The 13,031-nt window shown below is 45.6% G+C and carries 11 protein-coding genes and 2 pseudogenes; 1 reads left to right on the top strand and 12 read right to left on the bottom strand.

Annotated elements, in window-relative coordinates:
- Positions 1-73 precede the first annotated feature (73 nt).
- The 12 genes and pseudogenes from QUA00_RS04285 to QUA00_RS04235 form a co-directional block, all read right to left on the bottom strand.
- The gene (locus tag QUA00_RS04285) at positions 74-2,236 is read right to left on the bottom strand and encodes a DUF4394 domain-containing protein (RefSeq protein ID WP_333408797.1); all 2,163 of its coding nucleotides are present in this window, start codon (positions 2,234-2,236) and stop codon (positions 74-76) included.
- Between the two features lie 681 nt (positions 2,237-2,917).
- Positions 2,918-4,597: a hypothetical protein gene (locus QUA00_RS04280; RefSeq protein WP_333408796.1), complete on the bottom strand. Its 1,680-nt coding sequence runs from the start codon at positions 4,595-4,597 to the stop codon at positions 2,918-2,920.
- Between the two features lie 201 nt (positions 4,598-4,798).
- Positions 4,799-5,752: an ABC transporter ATP-binding protein gene (locus QUA00_RS04275; RefSeq protein ID WP_333408795.1), complete on the bottom strand. Its 954-nt coding sequence runs from the start codon at positions 5,750-5,752 to the stop codon at positions 4,799-4,801.
- A gap of 438 nt (positions 5,753-6,190) precedes the next feature.
- Positions 6,191-6,313, bottom strand: coding sequence for a hypothetical protein (locus QUA00_RS04270; RefSeq protein WP_333408794.1), 123 nt, complete (start codon positions 6,311-6,313; stop codon positions 6,191-6,193).
- A gap of 72 nt (positions 6,314-6,385) precedes the next feature.
- Positions 6,386-6,970 (bottom strand): annotated as a pseudogene (locus QUA00_RS36740) (DUF6745 domain-containing protein); the annotation flags it as partial.
- A gap of 483 nt (positions 6,971-7,453) precedes the next feature.
- A pseudogene (locus QUA00_RS36735) lies at positions 7,454-8,143 on the bottom strand (leucine-rich repeat domain-containing protein); the annotation flags it as partial.
- A 222-nt stretch (positions 8,144-8,365) separates the two neighbouring features.
- Positions 8,366-8,938 (bottom strand): hypothetical protein, encoded by a 573-nt coding sequence (locus tag QUA00_RS04260; RefSeq protein WP_333408792.1) that lies wholly within the window; start codon positions 8,936-8,938, stop codon positions 8,366-8,368.
- Between the two features lie 12 nt (positions 8,939-8,950).
- On the bottom strand, positions 8,951-9,124 hold the full coding sequence (locus tag QUA00_RS04255; protein WP_333142515.1) for a hypothetical protein: 174 nt from the start codon (positions 9,122-9,124) through the stop codon (positions 8,951-8,953).
- Between the two features lie 7 nt (positions 9,125-9,131).
- On the bottom strand, positions 9,132-9,305 hold the full coding sequence (locus QUA00_RS04250) for a hypothetical protein (RefSeq protein ID WP_333142514.1): 174 nt from the start codon (positions 9,303-9,305) through the stop codon (positions 9,132-9,134).
- Between the two features lie 202 nt (positions 9,306-9,507).
- Positions 9,508-9,735, bottom strand: coding sequence for a hypothetical protein (locus tag QUA00_RS04245; RefSeq protein WP_333408791.1), 228 nt, complete (start codon positions 9,733-9,735; stop codon positions 9,508-9,510).
- A gap of 45 nt (positions 9,736-9,780) precedes the next feature.
- A complete protein-coding gene (locus QUA00_RS04240) occupies positions 9,781-10,821 on the bottom strand; it encodes an ABC transporter permease (protein ID WP_333408790.1) in 1,041 nt (346 codons plus the stop codon).
- Between the two features lie 288 nt (positions 10,822-11,109).
- The gene (locus QUA00_RS04235; protein ID WP_333040475.1) at positions 11,110-11,622 is read right to left on the bottom strand and encodes an adenine phosphoribosyltransferase; all 513 of its coding nucleotides are present in this window, start codon (positions 11,620-11,622) and stop codon (positions 11,110-11,112) included.
- Positions 11,623-11,859: 237 nt separating this feature from the next.
- Between QUA00_RS04235 and QUA00_RS04230 the strand changes: the two genes are divergently transcribed.
- Complete coding sequence (locus QUA00_RS04230; RefSeq protein WP_333408789.1) at positions 11,860-13,026, top strand: pyridoxal phosphate-dependent aminotransferase; 1,167 nt, start codon at positions 11,860-11,862, stop codon at positions 13,024-13,026.
- Positions 13,027-13,031: the final 5 nt, after the last annotated feature.

Genomic DNA, 13,031 nt, shown 5'->3' with positions numbered 1-13,031 from the left:
AAAGTTGAGTTGTTTTCAACTTTCTACCTAAAAAGTACATAATTGATGCCTAAAATCGCTGGGAATCTAGCAGTTAAATCAAAGTCAGTGCCAAACCTTTTAATCCCCGGCCGTCGCCAATTTGACCGACAATCGAAGCTTGACCAGTCGTCAAATTGATATTGTACAGGCTGGAAACTCCGCCAACCTCGATCGCAGCCAAAGCCGTCTCGTTACCGCCAACACTCCTGATATCAAAGCCGAGAACGGTACCAGCATCAATTCCCAAAGATCCGATCGTATTCAACACCCCATTATTGGGAGGATCTTGGCGCACCAAAACATCTAAATTGGTGTCAATTGCAAATAGTGTCGTCGAATTTGCCCCTGCAAAGTTATTCACATACGCCGCAGCCGCCGCCGCGCCGGGATTGCCAAAATTGCGATCGCCCGCAGCATAAGCCAAATTCCCGTCGAGTTGAACTCCCCCCGTCAGCGTGTCAAAATCCACAATTGCCCCCGTATCCGGGTTGAGGCGGGCGTTTTGACCGGCTTGATTGACAAAGCGAATTCGATCGACCGTCGGATTGAAATCAAAACCCGCAGCCCCCGGAGTTAGGGGAACAGCAAACTGCCCGCTACCGACGGCACTTGCTTGCCCAGTAACTGGATTAATCGCGTACAAGCGATTGCTAGAACCCACACCGTATAGCACACCGTTAGCGGGGCGAAAATCAATTCCCAGCAAACTTTCTCCCGGCTGCAACCCTGTAACTGCCACGTCACTGAGAATCGCCCGCGGTGCCGCCTCGTTAAAACCGACAATTGTTTCAGCGCCATTTCTAACAGTTAAAGCGTAAGCTGTAGGCAAAGGCAAAGCCAAACCGTTAATCTGTCTCCCGTCGGCAATTTGACCGACAAAGGAAGCTTGACCGCTACTTAAATTGATATTGTACAAGCCGGAAATGCCACCGACTTCCAGCGCCGCCACTGCCACCTCGCGGCCGCCAATACTCCTGATATCAAAGCCGAGAACGCTAGTAGCATCAACTCCCAAAGATCCGATCGTATTCAACCCTCCATTATTCGGCGGATCTTGTCGCACCAAAACATCCAAATCGCTGTCAATTACAAACAGGGTTGTCGAAGTTCCCCCGGCAAAGTTGTTCACATACGCAGCCCCAGCAGCCGCCGGATTTGACCCAAAATTGCGATCGCCCGCAACATAAGCCAAATTCCCGTCGAGTTGAATTCCCCCCGCCAGCGTGTCAAAATCCACAATAGCCCCGTTATCCGGGTTGAGGCGGGCGTTTTGATCGGCTTGATTGACAAACCGAATTCGATCGACTGTCGGATTGAAATCAAAACCCGCAGCCCCCGGAGTTAGGGGAACAGCAAACTGCCCGTTACCGACTGGACTTGCTTCCCCAGTCATCGGATTGACAGTATACAAGCGATTGCTAGAACCCACACCGTAAAGCAAACCGTTAGCCGGCCGATAATCAATTCCCAGCAAACTTTCTCCCGCTGGCAATCCAGTCACGGGCAAATCTGAGAGCACACTTCCGGGATTGGAAAGACTAAAACCGACAATCCGATTAGCAGGAGTTAAAGCATAAGCCGTTGTCCGCGCTGGAGGCGGGGGGTTGGGAACAACGCTGCCAATATTATTAGTGAAACTTGCCTGGTTAATCGCACTTTGCCTCACCCCTCTGAGAGTAGCGAGAAATTCTCCAGTCACTCGGTCTTGAATAACAGTATCGTTTCCAGCTTCCAGAATATTTAAGTCGCTAAAACTGAGACCTTCCGCCAAACCGATTAAATCTGTACCTGGTACAAAATCGGCGATCAGGTCGGCATTTGCCAAACTAACACCGCCGCTGGTACGACCAGGATCAGCCTCCGCGTAGCGCCTCAAAACAAATAGGTCTGCCCCGTCTCCGCCTATCAGGACATCAGTATCTCGATCCCCGGACAAAACATCATTGCCGGAGTTGCCTGATATGGAATCGCTGCCTTTTCCGCCCACTAAAAAATCGTTACCTTCTCCGCCGTTAACAGTGTCGTTCTCTAAATCTCCAAAGAGCGAATCTTGACCTAAATTGCCCTCAATTAAATCGCTTTGTTTCCCGCCATAAATGCTGTCATTACCAGAGTTTCCGGCAATGGTGTCATTGCCCATCAAACCAAAAATCAGGTCATTTTCTGGAGTTCCTGCTAGCAAGTTTGCTTGTGCGGTGTCTCTAATTTCTGCCATTTTCTAATCACCCTCTAAATTTGATACTTCTGTTGCCTAATGGCGGTGGTATTCTCAGTCAAAATATCACAAATTCGCACTTTTAGGATAGTTTTTCTTATTTTCGGCTGTAGGGATGGGTTGGAATAAAAGTATTACACGCAGCCAAAATGATATATAAAGCCGCCCCCCGATTCAAATAAACCCACTCCTAAATACTGATCGCTTAGCCGTATTTTATAGTTGGGTGTGTAGCCAAGGGCGATCGCAGCTCAACTGAAAACAGGCAAGCTGAATTTTTTAGCGGTGCGAACCTATGAAATTTTGTACTGCGTTCATTAGTAATATACGCTGACTCTATAATTTTGGATCTGTACGGTCAGAATTTTTTTTCAACTTTAATCTTAAAGCCTGCGAAGGTGGGCTTTGTGTGTGTAGCGGCGACCACAATCGCTCAATATAAAGTGGATTATAAATGCGGAATTGGCATAATAAGTTAGTTGAACAGTAGTTTTCACACGACTTAGGAATGAGAATTAAATAACTTGCATTTTTTGTAGGTTGGGCGGAGTGGAACGAACCCTCCGTTCCACTCCACCCAACCTACGGAAGTTATTTCATCCACGATCCTTAAGCTTTCAGGCAGGGGTTTAAATCCCTGCCTGAATCGGAATTTCACGTTTAATCCCTTCCCCAGCTTTTTCAAGCTTTCAGCAGTGCTTTAGAAGCTGATTGCCCAGCCAGTTTGAGTTGCGACCTCAATTTGATATTCAACAACACCAAGACACTCCACTGACTGAGTATCGAAAACAAAATGGTATTTCCTGATGCTACGAGAGACGAGGTAGACCAAAAGCTAGCAAAGGTTGAAGACAACCAGAAAATAGGAGCTTTTTCTGGGGTTAGCAACAGCATAGATAAAATCAGAGGCGGCAACAAGATAGCGCTACCGACAGTGCCTGCGGCCCAAATTTCCTGATTTCTGGTTTTTGTAAAAAGGAATAGTTGGGTGATGGCTGCGTAAATTAGGATGAGATTAAGGCAGCAAATTACGCCCCCAAATTCTTGTGTCTCAATTTTTTGAAACAGCGTCAAAGGTGTTAAAATTATCACTGAGCTGATGAGATTAATCGCGATCGCAACTCCAGCCGGACTTTTTTCGCTCCAAATTAAATCGAGTAGCGGGTAGCGTCGCCACAACTTCTGACTGCTGGGAACGATTTGTTGCCTATACCTTGCCCAATCGTACAAAGATTGTCTGTCAGATGTTAAAGCTGCAATTAAAGTTAAGAACATCAGCAAATTCACGACAAGTAAACCGCTGCTATTACCGTAGGATGCGAGACTTGATTGGAGTCCAAACCCTAAAATTATTAGCTGACAGCAGATAACTACCAAATAACTTTGTCGCTTGCTCAAAACTGTAGCAGTGGGATTTGGAAAGCGGCGCTGCCATCCCTGCCAAATCCAATAGGTTCCTGTACCACAAACCAAGAGAGACAAACCAAGAACACTCGCAATATTTGTACCCACTGGCGAGTAAAACCATTGCAACTTATCTAAGTCTGCTGCTAACCAATGGAAAGCATGATTGTTATTAACACCAACTCCAAAAAGCAGAGATCTCAGGATAGGAATGGGAGACCAAAAGGTTAGCAAATCCCAAGCAGTTCGCGTTAACTGGATCGCAGACATCCCAAACACAACAAAAACCGTAGCGCTAGCCAACCAAGGTTGAAATCCTCCCAACCAACTGGTTGTCAATCCAAACAGCATCGCAGCGCTGTAAAATAAAGCACAGCTAGCTGCAACTGCTGTGTAGAAACATAAAATTTCATTCAGGGGTATTTGAGCAGCTAATCCAGCGTACAAGTGCAGCGGTACTGCCAGAATTGCTGCTAGATACAGTAAAATTGGGACGCCAAGAATTTTGCCCAGAAAAATTGTTTTGGCAGACTGGGGACTGAGGCGAATAAAGTTGAGCGTGCCGCGGCGTTCTTCCTTGTCTAAGTCACTGACAAGTAGATAAGTCCCTGCTACTAATAAAGCTAAGACGCTAAATATGCTCAGCCAAACGAATATCTCTAGCCACCACTCCCGCCAGTTAATGACAAAGTTGCTGAAGGCATCTCTGACGCAGATTTTTTCATAGGAATTGGCCGCCTCATCTAAAGTGCAAAATCTGTGATAGATGGGATTAGTGTACTTCCCATTAGCAGGGGGAACGGGTATCTGGGCTCTGAAATACATGAACAGCAGCAGTTGACCGCTTAGGGAAAGGGCAGAGGCTAGCGCCATATTGCCAATCTTCAAGCGGCCTTTGATTTCTCGAAATAACTGGGGATTCCAGTTGCCTATTTTATCTAATAAGTTGAGTGTCATGGTTGATTAGTTATTGGTGATTGGATTGGTAATTCTCTCTCTTGTCTTCCTCTGTGTCCTCTGTGCTCTCTGCGGTTAAATAATTCCGATCCAACCGTAAAGAATATAACTCAGTTATAACTCACTGTTGAATTATTCTCAAGAAGAACGGGCAAGATGCCCGTTCCACAAAGAATAAATGTGATTGTGGGAATGAGCAAATTAGGATGCTTGCTGGTGTCCCATCTTGAGGAAGATGGTTTCTAAGTCTTCTTGAGTGCAGTGGAATTCTGTTAGCGGAATCTTCGCCGCGACGAGTTCGCGTAATAAATTTGCGGCATCTTCCGGGCTTCCTGAAAAATCAACGCACACCTGTTGAGTTTCCGGGATTATTGCCCAATTTTCCACCCAAGGAAAGTTTTTTAACTCCGATGTTAGGGCTTCTAATTTATTTCCTAAAACCGACAGGAAAATTTGCTGGCGGCTGAGGCGTTTGTAAAGTTCTTGTAAAGGTGCGCTTTCGACCAGATATCCGAGTTCCATGATACCCACCCAGCTACAAAGTTCGGCTAAGTCGCTGAGGACGTGAGATGATATGACTACGGTCATCCCGGCTTCTTGCAAAACTTTGATAATTTCGCGGAACTGCATTCGGGCGATCGGATCTAAGCCAGAAACGGGTTCGTCTAACAACAACAATAGCGGTTCGTGGATAATAGTTCTCCCCAAACTCAGGCGCTGTTTCATCCCCCGCGACAGGGTGGAAATTAAGCTGTTGCGCTTGTTGGTTAGTTGCACGAGTTCTAACACGGAGTTGATTCGCGATCGGCGGCGCGGTTGCTGGAGGTTGTAGAGTCGCGCAAAATAATCTAAATAATCCCAAACAGTCAAGTCGTCGTAGAGGGGAAAGTCGTCGGGAAGAAAGCCGATGCGCTGTTTGAGTATGGGGTGCGATCGATCGCGCAATAACCGATCCCCGTTGATGTAAATTTCCCCTATAGTCGGTTCCTCAGCCGCCGCCAGCATTCGCAGCAAAGTAGTTTTTCCGGCACCGTTGGGGCCGATCAGTCCGCATACTTCGCCTGCTGCTACTTGCAAATCGATGTCATTGACGGCTATATGGCGATCGAATTGTTTCGTCAGCCCGCGAGTTTCTATTGCTAGTTGTTTTGCCATGTTTTGAGGGTGAATGAATTTTTATCGGTGCATTCATGGGAATAATAGGAGTTATATCGAGTCTGATTGATTTGAGGGGATTATTCGTGGGGGAGGGCGGGTTTATTTAACCTGTCTGCAAACTTTAAGCCTACTGGCGAACCCGCCCCTACAGCTAATGAAGAATGCTGCAATATCTCAGATAGATCCGATACGTTATTACAAACGCCATGTCTTGTAGGGGCAGGTTCACCGACAATAATTGCCGAAAACTGACAATCTCATAAACCTGCCCCCTCGACGACAAATCGCTAATCTACCGCACAGGATATTACGCATCAACACCAAAGAAACCGGGTTTTTGTCGCTTTTGGGTGCTATAATTAAGTATTCCCAAAAAAAAACCGTTTCCGATCGCCAGTGCGTAAGTCCCGATTGAAATAGATGCCTACAGCTAGCCTAGCTCGTTCTTGCAGGAATTGTCATCTCGTTTCTGAAATTAAAACAAGGACATTCTCGATCGCTAAATTTCTTGCTAGTATTAAGTCTTCCTTCTTCCCGATCGCTGATTCGGTATGACATCTGATACGCGCACCCTTTAATCCGTGTATCCGTGTTAATCCGTGTAGTGCCTTCCTTCTTCCTTCTGCTATATCAAGTCTGCACGGAAAATTCCTCTGGATCAATATCCCAATTTACCCAGCGAATTGCCTCCCTAGCTGATGTCACGTTAGGTGGCACTCTCAAAGCGTGAATGAATCCGGTACTCGGACAAGTCATTTTTAACAAACAAATCGGCTCGACATCGGCATTATCTATTTGTAATAGTGTATATTCCTGCCAACTATCTATTTGTTTTGCTTGCAACTCTTGACAAATGCGATCGTAACCAATTCCTTCAATTAACACTCGCCGAAGTTCGGCATTGTCTTCTGCTAAAAGCCATTGGGATTGCCATTGATTTGGGTGGATTTGGCCGTAGTTTTCAGGCAATCTGACGCCGTGATAATAGTAAAAATTCCATCCATCCGCAAACTCAATCGCAGGTTCTGCTTCAGCGTGCAAGCGGTTTTGACTGTCAAAGCGCAGGTGGCGGGGGCGATCGCACACAAAGCAAATTTTTTCAAAGGGAAATATAAAACCGCAATGCTCGAAAAGCAGCTTTTGGCAGCGAAGTATTTCTTGGGTCTTTTGGGAAATATTGACGCCTAATGAAGAAATATACCATTCCGTCAAAGAGATTTCCTTAAACAAACTCGTGGGGGTTTCAGGGGATTTAAGGGGTAACAAATAATTGGGAAAAACCTTCCCCTTCCTTTGTTCCGATCGCCCATAGCTGTCAACCAATTCCCTCATTAGCGAACTCATTGTGCTGTCTGCTTCGGGCTCGATCGTCATGCTATAGAGTTCATACTCCCACACTTCCGGACTTGCAAAGTCTCTCACAATCGATTGGGATATCCATTTCCAGTCTAGCTTTTCTCCCGATCTATTCCTGTCCCATTCGTCTGAGCAGTTTTGTGAATGGTCACATTTGGGAAAGTTGAAGATTTGGAGATAAGCGTCGCCGGGACTGCTGCAAATAATAACTTCGGGTTCTTCTAGGCCAATAGCGGCGTAGGCAACTTTGACTGCTTCTGTGGCTTTTTGACCATCAATTGGTCTAGTCGAGAAAGTAAGGCGTGTCTGTGCGAGTTCGCCTAACACGCACAGAGCGGTAATTTGATTGTTATTGAGATACAGTCTTATCAACTTGGTGAGCGATCGCAAGGCGCTGATGTCGGTAATTTGATTGTTTTCGAGATCCAGTTTTGTCAGATTGGTGAGCGAGCCGAGAAAGCTGATGTCGGTAATTTGATTGTCGCACAGATATAGTGTTGTCAAATTGGTGAGCGAGCCGAGGAAGCTAATGTCGGTAATTTCATTGTCCCGGAGATCCAGTTCTGTCAGATTGGTGAGCGAGCGGAAGAAGCTGATGTCGGTAATTTGATTGCCCTTGAGATTCAGTGTTGTCAGATTGGTGAGCGAGCCGAGTAAGCTGATATCGGTAATTCTATTGCTGCACAGATTCAGTGTGGTCAGATTGGTGAGCGAGCCGAGGAAGCTGATGTCGCTAATTTGATTGTGGCTGAGATCCAGTGTTGTCAGATTGGTGAGCGAGCCGAGAAAGCTGATGTCGGTAATTTGATTGCTGCTGAGATACAGTGTTGTCAGATTGGTGAGCGAGCCGAGAAAGCTGATGTCGGTAATTTGACTGCTGTAGAGATACAGTGTGGTCAGATTGGTGAGCGAGCCGAGGAAGCTGATGTCGGTAATTTCATTGTCGCTGAGATCCAGTGTGGTCAGATTGGTGAGCGAGCCGAGAAAGCTGATGTCGGTAATTTCATTGTCGCTGAGATCCAGTTTTGTCATGCTTGAAAGTATCCGCTCCGCTTCTTCAGCGTCATCAGTGCCAGCCTTTTTTAACAACACTTTAACTGTGCGCCTTGCCTCTTCTGAAAGACTGTCAATATGCCTGCACCAGTCGGCAAAGCGGCTAAAACTAATTGATTCGTTTGGTTGTTTTTCTGACATAAAACACTCCGAGATGGGGAATGGTATATGGGCATGGGCATGGGAATATTTATCGCACTTTTATGGTAGTTTATCGCGTAGTAAAAGCCAAGTGTTGAGTTTTTCATCTAAAACATATTTATCAGTATCAGAAAGTGCTGCAATAACTTTCAATCGATTTTTAAGTTTTCTTAACTCGCGAATTTCTGCAATAGGTAGCGTTTTCCAATTAGCTGCCTTTTTTTCGACATCTTCCTGCGACTCTTTGATGTTATCCCAAAACCATTCTAAAATTAAGTTAACATCGAGAACAGGATGATCGGAAATTACTTCCTGTTTTTCTATCATCGCAGCCCGCAACATCATTGAGGAAATCGTAAAAGACTCGCCACTACCGGGTTTTGTGCGATCGGCATCATCGGCCTTGCGATCGTAAATTGCGATCGCGACTTCTGCCCATTTGCGATCGCACAAACCGGAACCATTTTGACCTTTTCGAGCCTTAGCCGAGGCAACATCGGCTAATAATAGCCAGTTAAACCCTTGTGGTTCGGTGGTTTGACCTGAAAATATGTTGTTCGCCCAAATCAGTACAGATTCGGCATTTTGTTCGAGAATGCGATCGAGGGATATTGTCGTAGGAGATTGAGTCATAATGGGAGCATCTCATATTTGTAAAAATACTTCTTCTGGCTCCTTCCTTCTTCTGGCTCCTTCCTCCTTCCTCTTTCCTTCTTCCTCTTTCCTTCTTCCTCTTTCCTTCTGCCTCCTGCCTCCTGCCTCCTGCCTCAAAACTCCAATTTCTAGCGGAGGGCTGCAAAGGTGAGATGCTCCCGTCATAATTTATCTACTCCACATATTCGATATCAGCATTATTTGTATCAACTCCTTGCTGCCTAAAGGCTGCAATTCCTAGTTCTAAGCTCTCTGAATTGGGTCTAAAATGCCCGCTATGATTGCTGATTGTTAGCAAAATATACAAACCGTTGGTGCCGACAATCTCGGCTTCTCCCGCCGCCAAAACAGGCTGACCGCGAGTTATAACCGTATGGTAAATTTCATTGTTAATACCAATTTTTTATGAGGCCCCGTAGAATCTGATCCCCCCTAACCAAGAGGGCGGGCACGGGGGCACCGCCCCTACAAAGGGGGGGACAAGATTCTTCTCAAAGTCAACCCCTACTCCCCTTATTAAGGGGGATCGAGATATGTGCAACTTCACATTAAATTGGTATAACATTTAAAAATTTCGGAATTATAAGGAGTTCTAGGTTGGTTGTCACTGCCCATTTGACAGTACCTTCATTAATTATATCGTCAAATCCTGCTTCTCCCACTTTAATGGGTCTGATACCTAACTCATCTGCCGATCGAATTTCATCATTTAGCGTCGCGGGGGACTGATTGAAAAAGCGAGGGCTAGGAACATTATTGGAAAATGGTTGTGTCACAACAGAATTTAACGAGAATCAAATTTATAGTCAAATATGATTCTATCACTTCAAATCTTCCAGTTTAATCCGAGGATCGACAGCCTTCAGCAGCAAATCCGCCAACAAATTCCCCACAATCAACATCGTCGCACCCATCATCAAACTTGCCATTACTAAATACAAATCTTGATTGTTCACCGCATCCAGAGTCAGCTTTCCCAAACCCGGCCAATTAAAGAAATATTCGGCAATAAACGCACCGCTCAACAAACTAGCAAACTCAAAACCCAATAGCGTAATCAACGGATTAACTGCATTCCGCAAAGCATGAACGTAAATTACTCGATCGTCCGGCAAACCTTTAGCCCGTGCTGTTCGGATATAATCTTGACGCAGCACGTCCAAAAATTGTCCGCGCATCAATCTTTGCAAACCCGCAAAACCAGTAAGGCTGAGGGCGACTGTTGGCAAAATTAAGTGCCAGCCGTAATCGAGGATTTGACCCCACCAAGGTAAGTCTGCGTGGTCGATACTTGTCATTCCTCCGACGGGAAACAGAGGCGAAGTATTCTGAGCAAAAAATAGCAGCAGCAACGCTGTGATAAAGCTGGGAAATCCTTGTCCCGTGTAGCTGACTACTTGCAGAACTCGATCGACTGTGCGGTTTTGATTGACGGCGGCGACAATTCCCAAGGGAATGGCGATCGCCCAAGTTACAATCAAAGATGCGATCGCCATTAATAACGTCGCCGGTACCCGTTCCCACAGCAGCGAAGCTACGGATCGCTGATACACAAAACTCGTGCCAAAATTCCCCCGCGTCACAATTTGTTGCAGCCACCGCCCATACTGCACAATCGCTGGTTTATCTAAGCCGAACTGCTGTTCGAGTTGCTTGAGTGTCTCCGGCGAAATCTTGGGATTTTGGCTCAAAGTATCCAAGTAATTTCCCGGTGCTAGCTCAATAATTGCAAAACAAAGCATCGATGCCAAAAATAGGGTTAAAAGTGCCTGCAACAGTCGCTTGAAAACATAAGTAAATGTCTCGCTGCTAAACAGAGAACTCAACATTCGCCAATTTCGATTCAATTTAATAGAAGTCATAGGATTTTAGATTTTAGATTTTAGATTTTAGATTTGAAGAATTGTGAATGATATTAATGCCGCTTGCATCGGAATGATTTAACCACAGAGAACGCAGAGATCGCAGAGAAAGAGAAGAGAGAGATTAATAATTCCGATGCAAAGGTCAAGGATATTATTTGTCAGTAGTTTTTACTCAGCAGTCAACTGTCAACTGTCAGCAGTCAACTGTCAACTGTCAACTGTCAACTGTCAACTGTCAACTGTCAACTGTCAACTGTCAACTGTCAACTGCCAACACTTAACTAACTAATACTCCACTAGCGTGACGATCGGCACATCGGGCAATTTCTGCCTGCCGCCCAAGGCCTGCAATTCAATGATAAAAGCAAAACCGACAAGCTCGCAGCCAGCTTGCTCTAACAATTTAGCCGTCGCCGCCGCTGTTCCGCCAGTGGCGATTAAATCGTCCACAATCAGCACCCGGCTGCCGGATGTCATCGCATCTCGGTGCATCTCCAGCCGATCGACACCATACTCCAACTCGTACTCAGCAAAATGAACCGCACCTGGCAGTTTCCCTGGTTTGCGGACAGGAATAAAGCCTATTCCCATTTTATAAGCCAACGGCGCGCCAAAGATGAAGCCCCGCGATTCCATGCCCACTACGTAGTCAACAGACATTGCAGAGCATTTTTCTGCTAAGCTGTCAATGGTGTAGCTCAGCCCTTGCGGGTCGCGCAGCAAAGTTGTAATGTCTCGAAACAGAATTCCCGGCTTGGGGAAATCAGGAATGTCGCGAATCAGAGATTTGAGATCCATAAGCTTGCAGATCGGCGTTGAGGGTAACGAGGCATCAAAAATGTTACAATAATAACGTCAAAAAATAAAAATTAAAAAATAAAAATTAAAACTAAGAGCTTTTTTAATTTTTATTCTTTAATTGCTTAATCCTTTACGTACTATGTAAACAAATGTCATAATTCCCTAACAACAGGGTTGAATATCAACATTTGTCACCCTAAGATCTAAAGTCAAAAATCTAATATCTAAAATCCAATGATTAAGTTGGCAGCACGAGTGGGTGAGGTTCCTCCTTCTATAACCTTGGCGATCGCCGCTAAGGCTAAAGCCATGAAGGCCGAAGGGATTGATGTCTGTAGTTTGAGCACGGGAGAACCCGACTTTGATACCCCCGAACACATTAAAGCAGCGGCAAAACAAGCTTTAGACGCGGGGAAGACTAAGTACGGCCCTGTGGCTGGGGAACTGCAGTTAAAAGCTGCGATCGCCCGCAAACTCCGCGATGACAACAATCTCAACTATCAACCAGAAAATATCATTGTCACCAACGGCGGCAAGCATTCGCTCTACAATCTGATGATGGCTCTGATCGATCCGGGGGATGAAGTAATTATTCCGGCTCCCTACTGGCTAAGCTACCCTGAAATGGTGAAACTCGCTAGCGGCAAGCCAGTAATTGTACGGACTGATGCTTCTACAGGATATAAAATTACACCGGAACTACTGAGTAAAGCGATTACTCCCAAAACCAAGTTATTTGTACTGAATTCGCCTTCTAACCCGACGGGAATGGTGTATACTCCGGCGGAAATCAAAGCATTGGCCGAGGTGATAGTCGATCGAGATATTTTAGTCGTTGCTGACGAGATTTACGAAAAAATTATATATGACGGCGCCCAACACGTCAGCATTGGTTCCCTGGGAAAAGAAATCTTCGATCGCACCCTGATCAGCAGCGGTTTTGCTAAAGCTTACTCGATGACAGGCTGGCGAGTCGGTTATTTGGCCGGGCCGATCGAATTAATCAAAGCCACCAGCACAATTCAAGGTCACAGTACCTCAAATGTGTGTACCTTTGCACAGTACGGCGCGATCGCAGCTTTGGAAAGCAGTCAAGAGTCTGTCGAAACAATGCGTCTAGCTTTTGCCGAAAGGCGTCAGGTAATATTTGAATTACTCGATGCTATCCCTGGAATTAGCTGTATTAAACCAGACGGTGCTTTCTATATGTTTGTCAACATCAGCAAGACTGGAATGAATTCTCTGGAATTTTGCGACGCTTTCTTAGAACAGCAGCAAGTAGCAGTTATTCCGGGGATTGCTTTTGGTGCAGACGACCACATTCGCTTGTCTTACGCCACCGATTTAGGCACAATTAAAAAAGCCGTAGAAAGGCTCGATAAATTTGTCCGCAGCCTCTAAAAATT

The sequence above is a fragment of the Microcoleus sp. T2B6 genome (assembly GCF_036700475.1).
Lineage (GTDB): Bacteria > Cyanobacteriota > Cyanobacteriia > Cyanobacteriales > Microcoleaceae > Microcoleus.
This window is presented reverse-complemented; position numbering and strand designations above follow the sequence as displayed.